The 21,403-nt window shown below is 60.6% G+C and carries 15 protein-coding genes; 2 read left to right on the forward strand and 13 right to left on the reverse strand.

Annotation, left to right across the window (positions count from 1 at the left end):
• Positions 1–73: 73 nt before the first annotated feature.
• Genes QRN60_RS18215 through gltB form a run of 3 tightly spaced genes read right to left on the reverse strand, consistent with a single transcriptional unit; the run spans position 74 to position 6,456 of the window.
• The gene (locus QRN60_RS18215; RefSeq protein ID WP_020809064.1) at positions 74–1,528 is read right to left on the reverse strand and encodes a glutamate synthase subunit beta; all 1,455 of its coding nucleotides are present in this window, start codon (positions 1,526–1,528) and stop codon (positions 74–76) included.
• Between the two features lie 15 nt (positions 1,529–1,543).
• Positions 1,544–1,702, reverse strand: coding sequence for a hypothetical protein (locus QRN60_RS18220; RefSeq protein WP_020809065.1), 159 nt, complete (start codon positions 1,700–1,702; stop codon positions 1,544–1,546).
• A gap of 8 nt (positions 1,703–1,710) precedes the next feature.
• Positions 1,711–6,456, reverse strand: a complete 4,746-nt coding sequence (gene gltB / locus QRN60_RS18225; protein ID WP_129564703.1) for a glutamate synthase large subunit — start codon at positions 6,454–6,456, stop codon at positions 1,711–1,713.
• 369 nt (positions 6,457–6,825) lie between these two features.
• Between gltB and QRN60_RS18230 the strand changes: the two genes are divergently transcribed.
• On the forward strand, positions 6,826–7,878 hold the full coding sequence (locus QRN60_RS18230) for a threonine aldolase family protein (RefSeq protein WP_003506102.1): 1,053 nt from the start codon (positions 6,826–6,828) through the stop codon (positions 7,876–7,878).
• Between the two features lie 31 nt (positions 7,879–7,909).
• On the opposite strand, the gene QRN60_RS18235 is transcribed toward QRN60_RS18230, so the two are convergent.
• The 9 genes from QRN60_RS18235 to QRN60_RS18275 all read right to left on the reverse strand — a co-directional run bounded on the left by QRN60_RS18235 (position 7,910) and on the right by QRN60_RS18275 (position 18,840).
• The gene (locus tag QRN60_RS18235; RefSeq protein ID WP_129564702.1) at positions 7,910–8,599 is read right to left on the reverse strand and encodes a response regulator transcription factor; all 690 of its coding nucleotides are present in this window, start codon (positions 8,597–8,599) and stop codon (positions 7,910–7,912) included.
• A 48-nt stretch (positions 8,600–8,647) separates the two neighbouring features.
• Positions 8,648–11,350 carry a DUF4118 domain-containing protein gene (locus QRN60_RS18240; protein ID WP_003506098.1) on the reverse strand — a complete coding sequence of 901 codons (2,703 nt, stop codon included), beginning with the start codon at positions 11,348–11,350 and terminating at the stop codon, positions 8,648–8,650.
• Between the two features lie 55 nt (positions 11,351–11,405).
• Positions 11,406–11,972, reverse strand: a complete 567-nt coding sequence (kdpC, locus tag QRN60_RS18245) for a potassium-transporting ATPase subunit KdpC (RefSeq protein WP_003506097.1) — start codon at positions 11,970–11,972, stop codon at positions 11,406–11,408.
• A gap of 12 nt (positions 11,973–11,984) precedes the next feature.
• Positions 11,985–14,069, reverse strand: coding sequence for a potassium-transporting ATPase subunit KdpB (kdpB, locus tag QRN60_RS18250; protein WP_003506095.1), 2,085 nt, complete (start codon positions 14,067–14,069; stop codon positions 11,985–11,987).
• A gap of 44 nt (positions 14,070–14,113) precedes the next feature.
• Positions 14,114–14,278 (reverse strand): hypothetical protein, encoded by a 165-nt coding sequence (locus QRN60_RS18255; RefSeq protein ID WP_020012266.1) that lies wholly within the window; start codon positions 14,276–14,278, stop codon positions 14,114–14,116.
• Between the two features lie 9 nt (positions 14,279–14,287).
• Positions 14,288–15,991 (reverse strand): potassium-transporting ATPase subunit KdpA, encoded by a 1,704-nt coding sequence (gene kdpA / locus QRN60_RS18260; protein ID WP_060723125.1) that lies wholly within the window; start codon positions 15,989–15,991, stop codon positions 14,288–14,290.
• A gap of 33 nt (positions 15,992–16,024) precedes the next feature.
• The gene (gene kdpF, locus QRN60_RS18265) at positions 16,025–16,114 is read right to left on the reverse strand and encodes a K(+)-transporting ATPase subunit F (RefSeq protein WP_003506089.1); all 90 of its coding nucleotides are present in this window, start codon (positions 16,112–16,114) and stop codon (positions 16,025–16,027) included.
• A 318-nt stretch (positions 16,115–16,432) separates the two neighbouring features.
• Positions 16,433–17,386, reverse strand: coding sequence for an asparaginase (locus QRN60_RS18270; RefSeq protein WP_112293153.1), 954 nt, complete (start codon positions 17,384–17,386; stop codon positions 16,433–16,435).
• The gene (locus tag QRN60_RS18275; RefSeq protein WP_003506083.1) at positions 17,383–18,840 is read right to left on the reverse strand and encodes an amino acid permease; all 1,458 of its coding nucleotides are present in this window, start codon (positions 18,838–18,840) and stop codon (positions 17,383–17,385) included. Before QRN60_RS18275 ends, QRN60_RS18270 begins: the two co-directional genes overlap by 4 nt.
• A 270-nt stretch (positions 18,841–19,110) precedes the next feature.
• Here QRN60_RS18275 and QRN60_RS18280 point away from each other — a divergent pair, with 270 nt between their 5' ends.
• Positions 19,111–20,538, forward strand: coding sequence for an aspartate ammonia-lyase (locus tag QRN60_RS18280; protein WP_223569055.1), 1,428 nt, complete (start codon positions 19,111–19,113; stop codon positions 20,536–20,538).
• Here the strand turns inward: QRN60_RS18280 and QRN60_RS18285 are convergent.
• The gene (locus tag QRN60_RS18285; RefSeq protein WP_003506080.1) at positions 20,507–21,223 is read right to left on the reverse strand and encodes a FadR/GntR family transcriptional regulator; all 717 of its coding nucleotides are present in this window, start codon (positions 21,221–21,223) and stop codon (positions 20,507–20,509) included. The genes QRN60_RS18280 and QRN60_RS18285 overlap by 32 nt on opposite strands.
• Positions 21,224–21,403 lie beyond the last annotated feature (180 nt).

Below are 21,403 nucleotides of genomic sequence, written 5' to 3' on the forward strand. Positions count from 1 at the left end.
CATTTTCGAAGCCAAAAAGAAAAGGCCTGTTGCAACCACAACAGGCCTTTTCCGGTCGTATTATCTTCGGTGCTTAGCGCGGAAGAACGGTCGCCCCCATCAGCGCCTCATCGATCGCCCGTGCAGCCTGACGGCCCTCGCGGATGGCCCAGACCACCAGCGACTGGCCGCGGCGCACGTCACCCGCCGCCCACAGCTTGTCGACCGAGGTCCTGTAATCCGTTTCGTTGGCGACCACGTTGGTGGAGCCACGGCGGTCAGTATTCAGCGTCAGCTGGCCTTCCATTTCCTTCAGCACGCTATCGGTGAAGGGACCGGAGAAGCCAATGGCGATGAAGGCGAGATCAGCCTTGATGATGAATTCTGTGCCGGCGATCGGCTTGCGACGATCATCCACCTGACAGCACTTCACACCCGTCAGAACGCCGTCTTCACCGACGAATTCCAGCGTGGCAACCTGGAACTCGCGAACGGCGCCTTCGGCCTGCGAGGACGAGGTGCGCATCTTCGTTGCCCAGAAGGGCCATACCGCAAGCTTGTCTTCCTTTTCCGGCGGCATCGGGCGGATGTCGAGCTGTGTGACTTTCACTGCACCCTGACGGAAAGCCGTGCCGACGCAGTCAGACGCGGTATCACCACCACCAACGACGACGACATGCTTGCCGCCGGCGAGGATCGGATCGGCCGGCCAGCCGATGCTGTCGATGTTTTCGCGGCCGACACGGCGGTTCTGCTGCACGAGATAAGGCATGGCATCATAAACGCCATTAAAATCGGCACCGCCGATACCGGCCGGACGCGGGGTTTCCGAACCGCCGCAATAAAGAACCGCATCGTGATCGGCCAGAAGCGCCTCAACCGTCACATCCACGCCGACATTAACGCCGCAATGGAAGGTAACACCTTCACCCTTGATCTGCTCGACACGGCGATCGATGAAGTTCTTCTCCATCTTGAAATCCGGAATGCCGTAACGCAGCAACCCGCCGGGCTTCGTTTCGCGCTCGAAGACATGAACCTCGTGGCCGGCGCGGCCAAGCTGCTGCGCAGCCGCCATGCCGGATGGGCCGGAACCGATGATGGCAACCTTCTTGCCGGTGTGGATCGTCGCCGGCTTCGGCACGATAAAGCCCAGCTCGTAAGCCTTGTCGGCAATCGCCTGCTCGACGGTCTTGATGGCGACCGGCGCATCCTCGAGGTTCAGCGTGCAGGCTTCCTCGCAGGGTGCCGGACAGACGCGGCCGGTGAATTCCGGGAAGTTGTTGGTGGAATGGAGGTTGCGGATCGCCTCTTCCCAATTGTTGTTATAGACCAGATCGTTCCAGTCGGGGATCTGGTTGTGCACGGGACAGCCCGTCGGACCATGACAGTATGGAATGCCGCAATCCATGCAGCGTGCCGCCTGCTTCTGCACCTCGGCATCCGACATCGGAATGGTGAATTCGCGGAAATGGCGGATACGATCCGATGCGGGCTGATACTTGCCCACCTGCCGGTCGATTTCCAGAAAACCTGTTACCTTGCCCACGTATATGTCCTCACATCAAAGCGGAGCGCCGGTCGGGCCCCAGTACCAGGTGGCGAAACCAATAACCGCCCCCAATACGATGAACTCAAATCCGGTCTCGCCGCTCGTCCAGTAGATCGCCGTGGGAACGGCGACCGCGATCATCAGCGAGACCAGTTGGTGTAGTGTCCTCACGCGGCGGATTACTCCGCCGCCACGCCCATGCGCATGCGCTCCATTTCCTCAAGCGCACGACGGTATTCGACCGGCATGACCTTGCGGAACTTCGGACGGAACTCGCTCCAGCGGTCGAGTATATCCTTGGCACGCGACGAATTCGTGTAGTGGAAGTGGTTGGAGATGAGCTGGTAGAGACGCTCCTCGTCGTGGCGCGTCATGTCCTCGGAAACGTCGACACGTCCCTTGTGCATGAGGTCGCCGCCGTGATGGTGCAGCTTCTCCAGCATGTCGTCCTCTTCCGGAACCGGCTCCAGCTCAACCATGGCCATGTTGCAGCGGGTGGCGAAATCGCCCTTCTCATCGAGAACGTAAGCCACACCACCGGACATGCCGGCCGCGAAGTTACGACCCGTTTCACCGAGAACGACCACGATGCCGCCCGTCATATATTCGCAACCATGATCGCCGACGCCTTCGACAACCGCGACGGCGCCGGAGTTGCGCACCGCAAAGCGCTCACCCGCAACACCGCGGAAATAGCACTCGCCGGTGATGGCGCCGTAAAGAACAGTGTTGCCGACAATGATCGAGTTTTCCGCGACGATACGGGTGTTTTCCGGCGGGCGCACGATGATGCGGCCACCCGAAAGACCCTTGCCGACATAGTCGTTGCCGTCACCTACCAGATCGAAGGTGATGCCGCGAGCGAGAAACGCGCCGAAGGACTGACCGGCCGTGCCGCGCAGCGTCACGTGGATCGTATCGTCCTTCAGACCCTTATGGCCCCAGCGCTTGGCAAGCGCGCCTGACAGCATGGCACCGGCGGAACGGTCGACGTTCTTGATCGGCACTTCGAAAACGACAGGCTCGCGGTTTTCCAGCGACGGTAGCGACTTCTCGATCAGCTTGCGATCGAGAATATCGTCGATCGGGTGCTTCTGACGCTCGGTCCAGAAGGTTGCCTCCTTGGGAGCCTCTACCTTGTGGAAGATGCGGCTGAAATCCAGACCCTTGGCCTTCCAGTGCGCCAGCATCTCATCCTTTTCGAGAAGTTCGGAAGCGCCGATGATCTCGTCCAGCTTGGTAACGCCAAGCGAGGCGAGGATTTCGCGCACCTCTTCAGCCACGAAGAAGAAGTAGTTGATGACGTGTTCCGGCGTGCCCTTGAAGCGCTTACGCAGAACAGGATCCTGCGTTGCGACGCCGACCGGGCAGGTGTTCAGATGGCACTTGCGCATCATGATGCAGCCCGCAGCAATCAGCGGCGCGGTGGCAAAGCCGAATTCATCCGCACCAAGCAGCGCGCCGATGATGACGTCGCGGCCGGTCTTCAGACCACCATCCACCTGCAGCGCGATGCGCGAACGAAGGCCGTTCAGCACCAGCGTCTGCTGGGTTTCGGCAAGGCCGATTTCCCAAGGCGAACCGGCATGCTTCAGCGACGTCAGCGGCGAAGCACCGGTGCCGCCATCGAAACCGGCGATGGTGATATGGTCGGCGCGCGCCTTGGCGACACCGGCGGCAACCGTGCCGACACCCACTTCCGATACCAGCTTCACCGAAACATCAGCTTCCGGATTGACGTTCTTCAGATCGTAGATCAGCTGCGCCAGATCTTCGATGGAATAGATGTCATGATGCGGCGGCGGCGAGATGAGGCCGACACCCGGTGTGGAGTGACGGGTCTTGGCGACCGTCGCATCCACCTTGTGGCCGGGCAATTGTCCGCCCTCGCCGGGCTTCGCACCCTGCGCCACCTTGATCTGCAGCATGTCGGCATTGACCAGATATTCGGTCGTGACGCCAAAACGGCCGGATGCGATCTGCTTGATGGCCGAGCGTTCCGGGTTCGGCTGGCCGTTCAACAGCGGCATGTAACGGTCGGATTCTTCGCCGCCTTCGCCGGTGTTGGACTTGCCGCCGATGCGGTTCATGGCGATGGCAAGCGTCGTATGCGCCTCGCGGCTGATGGAGCCGAAGGACATGGCGCCGGTCGAGAAGCGCTTGACGATGTCAGCCGCCGGTTCGACGTCGTCGATGGAGACCGGCTTGCGGCCGAGAGCTTCCGCAGACTTGACCTTGAACAGACCTCTGATGGTGTTCATGCGCAGCGCCGTCTCATTCACCATGCCGGCGAATTCGCGGTAGCGATCCTGGCTGTTGCCGCGCACGGCATGCTGCAGCGAGGCAACGGCATCCGGCGTCCAGGCGTGGCTTTCGCCGCGCATGCGATAGGCATATTCGCCGCCAATATCGAGCGTGTTGGCAAGGATCGGATCCTTGCCGAAGGCAGCCGTGTGGCGGGTTACGGTTTCTTCGGCGATTTCAGTCAGACCGACGCCCTCGATGGAGGTGGCGGTGCCGAAGAAATATTTCTCGACGAATTCCGAAGACAGGCCGATGGCGTCGAAGATCTGCGCGCCGCAATAGGACTGGTAGGTGGAAATGCCCATCTTGGACATGACCTTGAGGATGCCCTTACCAACTGCCTTGATGTAACGATAAACGACTTCGTCGTCGGACACTTCCTTCGGGAATGCACCGTGCTTGTGCATGTCGAGAAGCGTATCGAAGGCGAGATAGGGGTTGATCGCCTCCGCGCCATAACCGGCGAGCAGACAGAAATGGTGGATTTCGCGCGGTTCACCGGTTTCCACGACGAGACCGACCGAGGTGCGCAGACCCTTGCGGATCAGGTGATGGTGCACGGCGGCCGTCGCCAGAAGTGCCGGGATCGCGATGCGGTCCGGGCCGAGCTGACGGTCGGAGAGAACGATGATGTTGTAGCCGCCGCGAACGGCGGATTCCGCCCGCTCGCACAGGCGGTCGAGCATTTCAGGCATGCCTTCCGCACCGCGCTCCACATCATAGGTGAAGTCGAGCGTCTTGGTGTCGAAACGGTCTTCCGTGTGGCCGATGGAGCGGATCTTTTCCAGATCGCCATTGGTCAGGATCGGCTGGCGAACTTCCAGACGCTTGGCGCGGGCCGCACCTTCGTGATCGAGAAGGTTCGGGCGCGGACCGATGAAGGAAACGAGGCTCATCACCAGTTCTTCACGGATCGGATCGATCGGCGGGTTGGTGACCTGTGCGAAGTTCTGCTTGAAATAGGTGTAAAGCAGCTTCGACTTGTCCGACATGGCCGAAATCGGCGTATCGGTGCCCATCGAGCCGATAGCTTCTTGACCCGTCGTCGCCATAGGCGACATCAGGAGCTTCGTATCTTCGCTGGTGTAACCGAAGGCCTGCTGACGGTCGAGCAGTGACACGTCGCGACGCAGCGCACGCGGCTCCACGGGCTTCAGATCCTCAAGAATGAGCTGGGTGCGGTCGAGCCAGGTGCGGTAAGGATGCTTGGCGGCAAGCTCGTGCTTCACATCCTCATCGGAAATGATAGAGCCCTTTTCCATGTCGATCAGCAGCATCTTGCCCGGCTGCAAACGCCACTTCTTGATGATGCGCTCCTCCGGCACCGGCAATGTGCCGGCTTCGGACGCCATGATGACGCGATCATCATCGGTGACGAGATAACGCGCCGGGCGCAAACCGTTACGGTCGAGCGTCGCGCCGATCTGCTTGCCATCGGTGAAGGCGACGGCGGCGGGGCCGTCCCACGGCTCCATCAGCGCGGCATGATATTCGTAAAACGCCTTGCGTTCCGCCGACATGGACAGGTTGCCCGACCAAGCTTCCGGAATCAGCATCATCACGGCATGCGCCATGGAGTAACCGCCGCGCACGAGGAATTCGAGCGCGTTGTCGAAGCAGGCGGTGTCCGACTGACCTTCATAGGAGATCGGCCAGAGCTTGGAGATGTCATCGCCGAACAGCACGGAGGAAACAGACGCCTGACGCGCCGCCATCCAGTTGACGTTGCCGCGCAGCGTGTTGATTTCACCGTTATGGGCGACCATGCGGTAGGGGTGCGCCAGCTTCCACGAAGGGAAGGTGTTGGTGGAGAAACGCTGATGCACCAGCGCAACCGCGGATTCGAAACGCGGGTCCGCCAGATCCTTGTAATAGGCGCCAACCTGATAGGCGAGGAACATGCCCTTGTAGACGATGGTCGAGGAGGACAGCGAGACGGGATAGAAATCCTGCGTTTCCTTACCGCCGCCCTCGTCGTAGATGCGGTTGGAGAGAACCTTGCGGATCAGGAACAGCTTGCGCTCGAAGTCATGATTGGTCGCGGCATCGCGGCCGGCGCCGATGAAAACCTGAACATGGTGCGGTTCGGTGCCGGCGATATCGGGTGCCTTGGAAAGGGAAGAATTGTCGACTGGCACGTCGCGGAAGCCGAGGAACTGCTGTCCCTCCTCGCCGATCACGTCGACAATGACCTTCTTGTAGTGATCAATACGGGACGGATCGCGCGGCATGAAGATGTGGCCAACGGCATATTCGCCAGCTTTCGGCAGGGTCACACCCTGGCTCGCCATTTCCTCGCGGAAAAAGCGGTCGGGGATCTGCACGAGAATGCCCGCACCATCGCCCATCAGCGGATCAGCGCCGACAGCACCGCGATGCGTCAGGTTTTCAAGAATGAACAGGCCGTCCTTGACGATCTGGTGGGATTTCTGACCCTTCATATGGGCAACAAAGCCGACGCCGCAGGCATCGTGCTCATTGCGCGGATCGTAAAGACCCTGCTTTTCCGGCAGGCCGCCCGCGAAACGCCCCTTCGCAGAAACGGGTGCGGCCGCAGCCGCGGTGGGACAGTCAGTGGTCAGGGCGGCGGCTGCAATCTCTGCCTGCGGCTTGTTCATCATTTTTGTCCCTCCTGCAAAATTACTTGCATGGTTTCATGCGAAGATCCGGCTCGACACGAATTTTCGCTTCCCGCAAAATCCGTATTCAACCCGGCTCGATCAAATTTAGGACAGCAAAGCTGTCTCAATTCACGAGGATTTTGACAGAAACGGGCGAATTTTGCAAGGGTGCGAATCCAATTAGTGAAAGCCCCATTTTGCAGCGAAGTTTCGATACTGACCTATTGTGCGAAACTTTCTTGTCGCAAAGCAGCCCGACCCGTTGCTTTCATTACCGGATTTGCCAATCTCAATGTTCCGACCTAGAACTTTCCCGTTATCGCTTCGAACAGCCCGAACAGAACCTCAGCTATCGGAAAGCCTTCAGAGATGTTTTTTGCTTCAGACAATTGGGCTGGCGCCCATCCGGCCGTCAACGAACGGCTTTCGCGGGAATCCACACGCTTTGCCGCAGCTTATGGCACCAGCGAACTCGATCTCTCCATCGAAAAACGCTTCAACGAGATTTTCGAACGCGAAGTCGCGGTATTTTTCGTCGCGACCGGCACGGCGGCCAATTCGCTTTCGCTGGCCAGCATTGCCCGCGCTGGCGGCCTGACCTTCTGTCATTCCGAAGCGCATGTGATCGAGGACGAGTGCGGCGCGCCAGATTTCTTTTCCGGCATGCGCATGGTGGCAGTCGAGGGACCGAACGGCAAGATGCTGCCGGAAAACCTGATCGAACGCATTGCCCGTTATCCGCAGGATGCCGTGCACCACGGCCGCGCCGCGGCCATCACCATGACGCAGGCAACCGAAGCCGGCACCGTCTATACGCTCGATGAAATCGACGCCATCGCCAAAATCGCAAAAGACAACGGCCTGCCGCTACACATGGACGGCGCGCGTTTCGCCAATGCGCTTTCCGCACTCGGCACCACGCCCGCCGAAATGACGTGGAAACGCGGCGTCGACGTCCTGTCTTTCGGCGGCACGAAAAACGGCTGCTGGTGCGCGGAGGCAATCGTCTTCTTCGATCCCTCGCTCGCCCGGGACTTTTCCTTCCTGCGCAAACGCACCGCCCAGCTTTTTTCGAAATCACGCTTCATTGCCGCACAGTTCGAGGCCTATCTGCAGGACGACCTGTGGCTCGGTCTCGCCGGCCACGCCAATGCCATGGCCAACCGGCTCCGCGCCGGTTTCGCTTCGCTAAACAGCGCCCGCCTTGCCTGGCCGACCACGGCGAACGAAGTTTTCGCTATTCTGCCGAAGGCCGCCGCCGAAGCTGCCACGGCAAAGGGTGCGAAGTTCTATGACTGGCTGGAACCGCGCGACATGCCGGAAGAAGTCGGCAAGGACGAGGTGCTCATCCGCATGGTCACCAGCTTCGCGACAACTGAGGCCGATGTGGACGAATTCCTGTCGATCTGCGCTGCCGTCTGACAAATATCGGAGGGCGCTCATAACCGCGCCCTCACACCTCCTGTAACCGGTAACCGACACCGGTTTCCGTCAGGATATAACGCGGCTGATCCGGATTTTTTTCGATCTTCTGGCGAAGCTGGCGCACATAAACCCGCAAATATTGCACGTCGGTCAGTTCGTCCCACACATGCTCCAGCAGGAAACGGTGGGTCAGAACCTTGCCGGCATGCTGCACGAGAACCCGCAGGATGTCATATTCCTTCGGCGAGAGCTTCACCTCCCGGTCCTCCACCCGGACGATGCGTCTGACCAGATCGACGGAGAGGTCGCCGGTCTGAAACACCGGCCTCTCTCCCTGGCTTTGCAGACGATGGCGCAGAGCGACACGGATGCGGGCGACGAGTTCGTTCATGCCGAAAGGCTTGGTGATATAATCATCCGCCCCCAGTTCCAGCGCCTTGACGATACCCGCCTCATCCGTGCGGCTGGAGAGAATGATAACCGGCAGCGCCAGGCCCTCGCCGCGCCATTTCGCCAAGAGATCATGCCCCGACATGTCCGGCAGGCCGAGATCGAGAACGACGAGATCGGGCTTGTCCTCACTGACCAGCTCCATGGCGACCTTCGCATTCATCGCTTCGCTCACCGAATATCCCTGAGTCGACAGCCCCACGCGCAAAAGCTTGCGGATCGGCGGTTCGTCGTCGATGATCAGAATACGAACGGCGGAATTGGTCATTCCCGATCTCCTTCAGCGGCATAGCCGCTTGTCGCCGGCAATCGTGCCTTAATCATGATCTATCACAGGCGCATCGGCAGGAACCGGCAGACTGACGGTAAACTGCGCACCGGTGCGACCCGGCCTGTTTTCCGCGCGGATCGACCCGCCCATGGCCTCGATAAACCCCTTGCAGATGGACAGTCCGAGACCCGTTCCGGCCTGCACATGGTCCGCCTTGCGCACCCGGTAGAAACTGTCAAACACCCGCTCGGTATCATCGGGTGGAATACCCGGCCCCGCATCAGCAACGGACAGGAAGATATTCTTGCCATGTCGCCAGCCGCGAATCTCGATGGTCGTATGTTCGGGAGCGTATTTGGCGGCATTGTCGATGAGATTGAACAGAACCTGTTCGAAAAGCACGGGATCGACCTTCAGCATCGGCAGGTCGGATGGAATATCCAGAACGATCTCATGCCTGACGACGATTTTAGCTGCGCGCGACAGCGCTGTTCCGACCATATCGCCCAGGAAATGCAGACCATAGTTCGGCTCCATCGCGCCCGAACCGATCCGCGTCATATCAAGAAGATTAGAGATGAAACGGTTCAGCCGCTCGGATTCCTCGACAATCGTTGAAAGCAGTTCGGCACGCGCATCCGGCGGGATGTCCTCGGCGAAATCCTTCAGTGTTCCGGCCGAACCCAGGATGGCCGCAAGCGGCGTCTTGAGATCATGGGAAATGGATGTCAGCAGCGCGGTGCGCAGCCGGTCGGTTTCCGCAGCAAGCCTTGCCCGGTCGACGTCAGAGACGAGCTGAATCCGCTCGATGGCGAGTGCCGCCTGATCGGCCAATGCGTCAAACAGCCGTTGCTGCTCCGGCGTCAGAAGCGGGCCGAGCCGGTCATCGTCCAGCCCCACCACGCCGACGGCGCCACTGCCAGTGCGCAAGGGCAGATAAAGACGTTTGGCGCCGGGAAGCGTATCTGCGCCCCTGCCCGCAGCCTTGTTGTGTTCCCAGGCCCACTGGGCTGCAGCAATATCGGCATCGACAAGCGTATCATCAGGCGGATATCCCGCCTTGACCGCTATCGTATTGTTTTCCGGCAGAAGCAGAACGATCCGAACCTTCAGCATCGAGGCCATCTGGAAAGCGGCTGCCCACAACACGTCGTCCAGCGTTCCGGTCACCGAAAGCTTCTTGGAGAACAGATACAAATCTTCCGTCGTTCGTGCCCTTGCCCGCGCGGAGGCCGCCTGCCGCTGCACCGCGACGGTGAGGTTGGAGGCGACGAGCGCCACGCCGAAATAAAACAAAAGAGCGACAAGGCTGTCTGGAGAACTGACCGTCAGCGTGTAACGGGGCTCCAGAAAGAAGAAGTTGAAGGCGACCGCGCCAAGCAGCGAAGCATAAAGCGCCGGGCCCAAACCGCCGCGCACGGCGGCCGCCAGAACGGCCATCAGGAAAACAAGCGCGAGGTTCTGCACATCGAGCGTCTGATCGAGCACGATGCCGACCACGATCGCCAGCCCGACAAACAGGGTGCTGTTGAGATAGGACCGGAAGGACTGGCGTGACCGCGCCGGTGCGGGCTTTACGGCTTGACCCTGCTTTTCTTCCCTCTTGTCGCCGGAAATGACATGCACGCTGATATCGCCCGCGTGGTCGATCAGATCATGCGTTAGCGAACGCTGGAAAATTCGCTGCCACCAGGATTTTCGCGGGCGGCCGATGATGATGTGCGTGAAATTATTGGCATTGGCGTAGGAGATGATCTCACGGGTCAGGTCCAGTGCCGGCAGGGTCACCGTCTCGCCGCCAAGCTGCTGCGCGAGCCGCATGGTGCCCGCCAGCCGGTCTTTTTCCGCCTCCGACAATTGTTGCGAACGCGGCGTATCGAGATGCAGCGCCGTCCAGGGTGCACGCAGGCGATCCGCCTGTCGGCGGGCGTAACGCACCAGCCCCGGACCATTGCCGCCATGATCGAGACAGACCAGAACCCTGTCTCCCGCCGCCCAGGGGCCGGAAATGGCATGGGACTGCATGTGGTTGAGCAATTGCTCATCCACCCGTTGGGCAGTGCGCCGGAGGGCAAGCTCTCGCAGGGCCGTCAGGTTACCGCGCGAAAAATAATTCTCGATGGCGCGCCGGGCGGTGCGGGGCAGGTACACCTTGCCATCCTGCAGGCGTTTGATCAGATCGTCAGGGGTAATATCGATGATTTCGACATCGTCGGCCCGGTCGATGATGCTGTCAGGCACCGTTTCACGAACACGGATGCGGGTGATCTGCGCAACGATGTCGTTCAGGCTTTCGACATGCTGGATATTCAGCGTCGTATAGACGTTGATGCCCTGCGCCAGAATCTCCTGAACATCCATGTAACGCTTGGGATGGCGGCTGCCGGTGGCATTGGTGTGAGCCAGTTCATCGACCAGAACCAGAGCGGGACGACGGGCCAGAATGGCATCGAGATCCATCTCCTCCAGCACCTGACCCCGATAATCGATGCGACGGCGGTGGATGATCTCGAAACCCTGCACCAGCGTTTCGGTTTCCCGGCGGCCATGGGTTTCAACGACGCCGATGACGGCATCCACACCATCCGCCAGCTTCGCCCGGCCGGACATCAGCATTTCATAGGTCTTGCCGACGCCGGGCGCTGCGCCCAGAAAAATCTTCAACCGGCCCCGCGCCTCGCGCCGGGCGTTTTCCAGCAGCGCATCGGGCGATGGTCGGCTCGGCATATCACGATTGTCGTCAGGCATTTAACCCACCAGTGGTCGAGGCTATGGCTTGCGAACAAGCCATAGCCATTTCAATTCATGAGCCGGCTGCGTCAAGGGCCATGTTGAGTGCCAGCACATTCACGACAGGCTCTCCCATGAAGCCGAGTTCCGGTCCTTCGACATGGCGCTCGATGATGCTACGCAGGGACGCCTCATCCATGCCCCTCGCCTTGGCCACGCGGGGAACCTGAAAATAGGCGGATTCAGGCGAAACATGTGGATCAAGGCCGCTGCCCGAAGCCGTTACCAGATCGGCGGGAACCTCGGCCTCCGGATTTTCGGCTTTTGCGGCCTCGTAATCCTGTTTCACCCGGTCGATGAGCTTGGCGCTCGTCGGCCCGAGATTGGAGCCGGAAGACGAAGCGGCATTATAACCATCGCCGGCAGCGGACGGCCTTCCGTGGAAATATTTCTCACCGGTGAAGGCCTGCCCAATCAATTGCGAACCCACCACGGCACCACCTTTTTCTACCAGGCTGCCATTTGCCTGAAAGGGGAAGATCGCCTGCGCGAGACCTGTCATGCCCAAGGGATAGGCAAGGCCGGTGATGGCGGTGGTGGCGAGGATGAGCACCAGTGCGGGACGAAGCTGTTTAAACATTGTCTTTACTCCTCAGGCGAGACCGAGCGCCGTAATAGCGAGGTCAATGGCCTTGATGCCGATGAAGGGAACGATGATGCCGCCGAGGCCATAGATGACCAGATTGCGCGACAGCAGCGCGCCGGCGCCAATCGGACGATATTTAACGCCCTTCAGCGACAGGGGGATCAGCGCGATGATGATGAGCGCGTTGAAGATGATGGCTGACAGGATGGCGCTCTGGGGTGTCGAAAGCCCCATCACGTTCAGAACGCCAAGCTGCGGATAGAGCGCCAGGAACATTGCCGGGATGATGGCGAAATATTTGGCGATGTCGTTGGCAATGGAGAACGTCGTCAGCGCACCGCGCGTCATCAGCAATTGCTTGCCGATTTCGACGATCTCTATGAGCTTGGTCGGATCGCTGTCGAGATCGACCATATTGCCGGCCTCGCGGGCCGCCACCGTGCCGGTGTTCATGGCAACGCCGACATCGGCCTGGGCCAGCGCGGGAGCGTCATTGGTGCCGTCGCCGCACATCGCGACAAGCTTGCCCTTAGCCTGTTCCTCGCGGATCAGATCCAGCTTGTTTTCCGGTGTCGCCTGGGCGAGGAAATCATCGACGCCTGCTTCCGCCGCTATTGCCGCGGCCGTCATGGGATTATCGCCGGTGATCATGACGGTGCGGATGCCCATGCGACGAAGCTCCGCAAAACGCTCGCGAATGCCGCCCTTGACGATGTCCTTCAGCTGCACAACGCCGAGCAGCTTGCCATCGCGAACGACGGCGAGCGGCGTGCCGCCGGTCTTGGCGATCTCTTCGGCAATTGTCCGGATGCCGCGCGTGGCGTCCGTTTCAGTTTTAACGGCAAGCGCCACATTGCCCTGTTGCGGAGCGCCGCCATCAACATAGGCAAGAACGGCGTCGACCGCGCCCTTGCGAATGGAAGCACCTTCGAAATCGACACCGCTCATGCGGGTCTGGGCGGTGAAAGGTACGAAATTCGCATGGAGTTTCTGCATGTCGCGGGCGCGGATACCGTATTTTTCCTTGGCCAGAACCACGATCGAGCGGCCTTCCGGCGTTTCGTCGGCAAGGGAGGCAAGCTGCGCCGCATCGGCCAGTTCCTGCTCGGAAACGCCGGCAACGGGACGAAACTCGGTCGCCTGACGGTTGCCAAGGGTGATGGTGCCGGTCTTGTCGAGCAGCAGCGTATCCACATCGCCGGCCGCCTCGACGGCGCGGCCGGACATGGCCAGCACATTGAAACGCACCAGCCTGTCCATGCCGGCGATGCCGATGGCGGACAGAAGCGCACCGATGGTGGTCGGGATGAGCGTCACGAACAGTGCCACCAGCACGATAATCGGGATCGAACCTCCGGCATAGGCCGCGAAACTCGGAATGGTGGCTGTGGCCAGAACGAAGATCAGCGTCATGCCGGCCAGCAGGATATTGAGCGCGATCTCGTTCGGCGTCTTCTGGCGTTCCGCGCCTTCGACGAGCGAAATCATCCGGTCGAGAAAGGTGGAACCGGCAGCGGCAGTGATGCGAACCCTGATCCAGTCCGACAGCACCTGCGTGCCGCCGGTAACCGCCGAGCGGTCGCCACCGGATTCGCGGATGACGGGGGCGGATTCGCCAGTGATGGCCGCCTCGTTGACGGAGGCGACACCTTCGATGACCTCACCGTCGGAGGGGATGATATCGCCCGCCTCGACGAGAACGACATCGTTCACCTTCAGGCTGGTGCCCGCCACCATTTTATATTGGCTGCGGTCATCGCCGGTCAGCAGTTTCGCCTGGGTCTCCGTGCGGGTCCGGCGCAACGAATCCGCCTGCGCCTTGCCGCGCCCTTCGGCGACGGCTTCCGCGAAATTGGCGAACAACACGGTGAACCAGAGCCAGAGATTGATCTGGAAGGAAAAGCCGAGATTGGCGCCACCGGTGATGAGATCGCGGATGAACAGCACTGTCGTCAGCACCGACACTGTCGCCACCACGAACATGACCGGGTTGCGCGCCAATGTGCGCGGGTTGAGCTTTTTGAATGCGGCGGCAATGGCCGGCACGAGAATGCGAGAATCAAGGATGCTCGCTTGTTTGGACTGGCTCATGAAGAGGCTCCAGTGTTTGAAACAGGGCGACCGATAAGGGTCGATCAGCCCGTGATAACTTCGAGAGCGACGACGGCGGCGAACAGAGCCGCCATCATCGCAAGAATGAGATTGGAGGCGCACCAGCCGCCGGGCGTGGCGCTCCCCTTGCCGGGAGCGCCCTTGCGGGCGGAGACGATGCGGTTACTTCGAGACTTTTCGTCATTCATGGCATCACCTCAGAAGAGCTGGCCCGCCGCCATGACAAGATGTTCGGCAACGGGGCCGAGTGCGAGCGCTGGCAGGAAGGTGAGACCACCGACAATCAGGATCGTGCCGGCAAGCAGGCCGACGAAGAGCGGACCATCCGTCGGGAAGGTGCCGGCTGAGGCCGGGACGGTCTTCTTGGCGACCAGCGAACCGGCAATGGCAAGCGCCGGAATGATCACCAGAAAACGACCCATCAGCATGCCAAGGCCAAGCGTGATGTTATACCAGGTGGTATTGCCCGTCAGCCCGCCGAAGGCGGAGCCGTTATTGGCGGCCGCGGAGGTATAGGCATAGAGGATTTCGGAGAAGCCGTGCGGTCCCGCCGTACCGATCGACGCCACGGCCGAGGGAAGGACGGTGGCCGTTGCCGTGAAAGCCAGCATGGCGAGCGGCAGGCAGAGAATGGCCAGAACCGCCATTTTCATTTCCTTGGCCTCGATCTTCTTGCCGAGATATTCCGGCGTGCGTCCGACCATCAGACCCGCCACGAAGATGGCGATGACGATGAAGAGCAGGATGCCGTAAAAGCCCGCGCCGACACCGCCGACGATCACCTCACCCAACTGCATGTTGATGAGGGGAACAAGACCGCCCAGCGCCGTGAAGCTGCCATGCATGGCATTGACCGCGCCGCAGGACGCAGCTGTGGTGATGACCGCGAAGAGCGACGAGAGCGCCACGCCGAAACGGACTTCCTTGCCTTCCATATTGCCGCCAGCAAGGCCGAAGCTGTGCATCAGCGGATTTCCGGCCGCTTCCGCCCAATAGGTAACGGCGACGCCGGCGATGAACAGAACGCCCATGGCGGCGAGGATCGCCCAGCCCTGGCGCTGGTTGCCAACCATGCGGCCGAAAACATTGGTGAAGGCGGCGCCGATCGCGAAGATCGACACCATCTGGATCATGTTGGAAATGGCGTCGGGGTTTTCAAAGGGATGCGCGGAATTGGCGTTGAAGAAACCACCGCCATTGGTGCCCAGCATCTTGATCGCCAGCTGCGACGCCACGGGACCGACGGCAATCGTCTGCTGCACGCCTTCCAGCGTCTGCGCATTCACATAGGCGCCAAGGGTCTGCGGCACGCCGAGCCACACATAGATGAGGGTCAGCACGATGCAGAGGGGCAAAAGCACGTAGAGCGTTGAGCGGACCATATCCACCCAGAAATTGCCGATCGCCTTGCCGGAGGCGCGTGAAAAAGCGCGGATGAGGCCGATGGCGATTGCCATGCCTGTCGCCGCGGAAACGAAGTTCTGCACGGTGAGACCGGCCATCTGGGTCAGATAGGACAGCGTGCTTTCGCCGCCATAATTCTGCCAGTTGGTGTTGGTGACGAAGCTGACCGCCGTATTGAAGGAGAGTTCCGGCCCAACCGCCGCCATTCCCTGCGGATTATAAGGTAGCACGGCCTGAAAACGCATCAGGGCATAGAGCAGGGCAAAACCGAGGAGGTTGAAGAGAAGCATGGAGAAGGCATAGGTCGTCCAGTGCTGCTCCTCGCGCTCGCTTGTCCCGGCAAGGGCATAAAGGCCGCGCTCGACGGGTGCGAGAACCGGCGACAACAGGGTGCGTTCGCCATTAAAAACACGCGCCATATAGAAGCCGAGCGGCTTCACCAGCGCAAAAATGATCCCGCAGAAAAGCAGGACCTGAAACCATCCATTGAGGGTCATGGTATTGAACTTTCAATAGCCGTCGTTTCCCGATCAGAAACGTTCGGGGCGAATGAGAGCATAGGTGAGATAGGCGGCGATAAAGACCGTGACGGCGCCGCTCAAGATATAGTCGAATGTCATCGCAGCCTCCCGTCTAAAGCCGGTCGCAGGCGCGCGTATAGGCAAAGCAGAGGGCGAAAAACACCGTGGCTGCACCGATCAGAACAACATCCATCATCGATGGGACTCCTTTTTATTCGAGGAGCCGGACAGGAAGAAAAGCGCCGTCATGTGGGACGTCGCTTTTCAATCTTTCTGGCTGAGAAGGGAACACCATCCCTTCCCGCACAGAAGAATGCACCCGAACCGCATAAAGGTTCGAGACGGCCACAGAGGCAATAAAATAGGAATCCTATAGGAATTTCGACGCCCGCCGGTCGCGGACATCGCTGCCGCTACTTAAGAGAGCGGGCTGTCGCTGAAAGCGGACATGATGGTTTCCGCCGGACTTTTATCGGCCAGCAGCGCGGCCAGCAAAATGCGGGCCTGTCCCGGACGAAGCGTGGATGAATGTACGGCGCCCGCCGCGACAAGATCATGCCCGCCGCCGCCGCCGCCGTAACTTGCCACGAGCCGCCCTTCGGGCACACGGCTGGAAACGATGACGGGAACGTTGCGTTCGGCGCAGCGCTTCACGGCTTCAGCGATACGCGGATTGGCGTTGCCGGAACCAAGCGCCGCAAGAACGATACCTTTCGCTCCCGCCTGCAGGCTTGCATCAATATGGGTGGCATCACAGCCGGGATGAATGGCGACGATATCGACGCGCTGATCGGTTACCCGGGCGGAAAGCCGCAGCGTTGCGGCAGCAGCCAGCGGCCGGGCCGAGCGGAAGGCGTCCGCCTCGTCCGCGCTCAGCTTGTAAAGCCCCCAGGCAGGCAGACAGCGGCCGCCGAAGGAGAGAAGCACGCCCTTCCCGGCATTCGCCTGATCGAGCGCTGTTTCTATGGCCCGGGCCAGATTGGCCGGCCCGTCCGCGTCCTTATGGTCTGCCGTAAACTGCGCGCCGGTGAAGACCACCGGCTTTGTGATGGCCTGCTGCAAATGCACGAGCAGCGAGGATTCTTCCATGGCGTCGGTGCCATGCAGAACCACGATGCCGGCAACGGCGGGATCATCAAGCTCTGCCCCCACCGCATCGCTGATGCGCTGCATGTCTGCCAATGTCAGGCTGGAGGAATCCTTCGCCATCAGATCGACCGGCTTCAGCCGGGCGCTGATTTGCGGAACCAGCGTCAGCAGGTCCTCACCCGAAAGGCTGGGCGTGCTGACGCCATCGGCGCTACGCCGGCTGGCGATGGTGCCGCCGGTGGCGATGACCGCCACCAGAGGCGTTGCGCCCTGCCCGCTCAATGCGACGCTCCTGCACCGGCACGCTCGGCCGCCAGACGGTGGATGCGCTCACGCAAGAGATACCAGCCAATGACAAGCGCCGGGATGATGACGAGCAGCGAGGCGATGGTCCAGGAGCCGACGGGATAGTCGAAGGCCATCAGAACCAGCACGCCGAACAGGAAGATGAGCGTGAGAATGCCGGTGTAGGGCGCGCCGAACATGCGGAAATCCGGACGTGCAAGCTCGCCACGCCTGGAAAGCTGCCAGAGCTTCAGCTGGCAAAGCACGATGACCGCCCATGCGCAGATGATGCCGAGCGCCGACAGGTTGAGCGCGATTTCGAAAGCGGCGGAGGGAACGACCGCATTCAGGGCCACGCCGAGAACGGTGACGACGGCCGTGACCGCAATGCCGCCATAAGGCACGCCATTCTTGTTCATCTTCGCCAGCGCTGCCGGAGCAGAGCCGGAAACCGCCATGGAATGCAGGATGCGGCCGGTGGAATAAAGACCGGCATTGAGCGAGGACAGCACGGCGGTCAGAACGACGAGGTTCATGATCACGTCAGCGCCCTCAACGCCGATGGAACCGAAGAAGGTGACGAACGGGCTCTCGCCGGCCTTGTAAGCGGTATAGGGCAGAAGCAGCGTGAACAGCAGTACCGAGCCGACATAAAACACGACGAGACGCAGAACCACGGCGCGGATGGCGCGCGGCATGACCTTGCGCGGGTCTTCAGTTTCGCCCGCCGCCGTGCCGATCAGCTCAATCGAGGCATAGGCGAACACCACGCCCTGTATGATGACGAAGGCTGGAAGAATGCCGTTCGGGAAGAAGCCGCCATTATCCGTAATGAGGCTGAAGCCGGTAACGTGGCCTTCGATCGGTGTGCCGAAAATGACGAAATAGACGCCAACGACGAGGAAAATGGCGAGCGCGAGCACCTTGATCAGGCTGAACCAGAATTCCAGCTCGCCGAAGACCTTCACCGACAGCATGTTCATCGCCAGCACGACGACCAGTGCCGTCATCGCGAACACCCACTGATCGATACCCGCCAGCCACGGCACGTATTGCTTGAAGAAATTCATGTAGAGGGCGACGGCGGTCACATCAGCCACAGAGGTCATGGCCCAGTTCAGCCAATACATCCAGCCGGCCGCGAAGGCCATCTTCTCGCCGTAGAACTCGCGGGCGTAGGAGACGAAGGAACCGGAACTCGGGCGATGCATGATAAGCTCGCCTAGCGCGCGCAGCACCAGAAATGCAAAGAAACCGCAGAGCGCGTAAACGAAAACTAGCGCCGGACCGGCCTGCGCTAGACGCCCGCCCGCACCCAGAAAGAGGCCCGTGCCGATAGCGCCGCCGATGGCGATCATCTGGATCTGGCGCGGCTTCAAGGCCTTATGGTAACCGAGGTCCTCTTCGATGAAGACCTCACGTTCGGCGGGTGCCGTTTTTCCAGAATGCATGGATTTATCCTCCCGATAAAACGCTTGTAATCGGCAATAAGCCGGAAATCAAAGTGGAACTGGCGTCGTCCCCAAGGCTGGAAATATGGCCAGCGAATGCGCGCATGCTGTAAAGCTGCATGACAGATTTTTGCCCTCTTAATTGCAGAGACTGGCTTTCGTCAAGAGCCACCGGGCAATATTGACCTTCCCCCTCCTTGGGAATATGGTTATCAAATCTGTAAGACAGCCTTACAGATTTTGCAACGCTTAAAGCCAGTGGAGGACACAGTGAGCGTGACGCGCAGGGAGCATGATTTGCTCGGAACGAAGGAAATTCCCGCGGATGTCTATTGGGGCGTGCACACCGCGCGCGCTGTGGAAAACTTCAAGATCACCGGGGTGACCATTGGCCACAACCCCTATCTCGTCCGGGGACTGGCCTATGTGAAGGAGGCGGCGGCACGCGCAAATCACGAGCTCGGCCTGCTCGACACCGAACGAATGGAAGCCATCGCCGAGGCCTGCCGCGAAATCCGCGCCGGCGCGTTGCATGAGCAATTCGTGGTGGATGAAATTCAGGGCGGAGCCGGCACCTCTACCAACATGAATGCCAATGAGGTCATCGCCAACCGCGCGTTGGAACTGCTTGGCCACGAAAAAGGCGATTATGCCCGCCTTCACCCGAATGATCATGTCAATCTCAGCCAATCGACCAACGACGCCTATCCGACCGCAATCAATGTCGGGCTGATCGAGGCGATCGATGATCTGGCGGCTTCCATGGGCGTTGTGAAGGACGCTTTCGACCGCAAGGCGCAGGAATTTGCCGGCTTCATCAAGATCGGCCGCACGCAATTGCAGGACGCCGTGCCGATGACGCTCGGCCAGGAGTTCCGTACTTTCGTGGTGATGCTTGGCGAAGATCAGGCGCGCCTGATCGAATCCGTGGCACTACTACACGAGATCAACCTTGGCGCCACCGCCATCGGCACCGGGCTCAATGCGCCGCGCGGTTATGCCGAGCTTGCCTGCCAGCATCTGGCGGAACTGACGGGGCGACCGCTGGTGACGGCCGCCGACCTGATCGAGGCCACGCAGGACCCCGGCGCCTTCGTGCATCTCTCCGGCGTGCTGAAACGCGTTGCCGTCAAGCTGTCGAAAACCTGCAACGATCTTCGGCTGCTCTCTTCCGGCCCGCGCGCCGGGATCGGCGAAATCACCCTGCCCTCGGTTCAGGCAGGCTCCAGCATCATGCCGGGCAAGATCAACCCGGTCATTCCCGAAGTGGTCAACCAGGTGGCCTATGCGGTGATCGGCAACGACATCACCATCACCATGGCCGCCGAAGCCGGGCAGCTGCAGCTGAACGCCTTCGAGCCGATCATCGTGCGCGCGCTTTCACAGAGCATCAGCCAACTCAGCGCCGCCTGCCGCACCTTGGCGGAACGCTGCGTCGACGGCATCGTGGCCAATCCGGTCATCATGGCGCAGCGTGTGGAAGAATCGATCGGTCTCGCCACCGCGCTCAACCCGCTAATCGGTTATTATGCGGCAACGGAAGTAGCCAAGGAAGCGCTTGCCAGCGGCCGCACGGTGCCACAGGTGGTTCTGGAGCGCGGTTATCTCACCGATGCGCAATTGCAGCAGGCGCTGAGCCCGCGGCACCTTGCCAACCTGCCTGCCGTCACGGCTGGCGAAGCCGATCTTCGCCAATGATCGTCGTCACCACCTGCTTCACCTGCCCAAGGTGAAGCTCCATCGCCTCCCGCGCCTCTGGCGCTGAACCCCGTCGGATCGCCTCGACGATCCGGCGGTGCTCGAAATTCGACGCGACGCGGCGGCCGGCCATCAGGTTCACCATCTCAGATTGCTGGGATAGGGCCTCACGGGCATCGGCCACCACCTTGGCGAACAGCCTGTTGGCCGAAGCTTCCGCAATGGCGCAATGAAACTGCCCATCCAGCAGCACCCAGGGATGCGGCCTTTCTTCGGCTTCCATCCGATCACAGAGGTCAAGCAAGACCTCCAGCTGGGCATCGGTCCGCCTCAACGCCGCCCAACCGGCTGCCGGCACCTCGATGAAGGGGCGGGCCTCGATCAGATCGCGGGCGGAATAGGCGCCGTAATTTAATTCGGAAGGTGGCGTCGGCGTCATCACATAGGTGCCGCTTCCAGTGCGGGTCTGCGTCAACCCCAGGGTCTGGAGCGAGCGCAGCGCCTCGCGAATGATCGGCCGGCTGACGCCATATCGCGCTGCCAGATGGGCTTCCGAAGGCAGCCGGATGCCGACCGCAAGCTGCCCCGAGGTGATGGCGGAACGGATATCATCGAACACCGCTTCTGCGGCATTCTTGCGATTGATCGGCTGCCCATCCGCAAGCCAATCCGACAACCCGCCCATCTTTAAACCCTCCGCACTCTCAATATGTCCGCAATATCAACGCAAAACCAGACAACCGTCCAAACGCAAAAGGACGGCCGCCGCTCTCGCAGCTAAGCCGACCTTCCTAACATTATCCTGACCGCGGGAACAACGACGGTGGATATTTTTGTTGGAGCGAGGGGACAACGACGCCGTACC

This window comes from Agrobacterium sp. CFBP2214, from assembly GCF_030209895.1.
In the GTDB taxonomy this organism is placed as follows: Bacteria; Pseudomonadota; Alphaproteobacteria; order Rhizobiales; family Rhizobiaceae; genus Agrobacterium; species Agrobacterium radiobacter.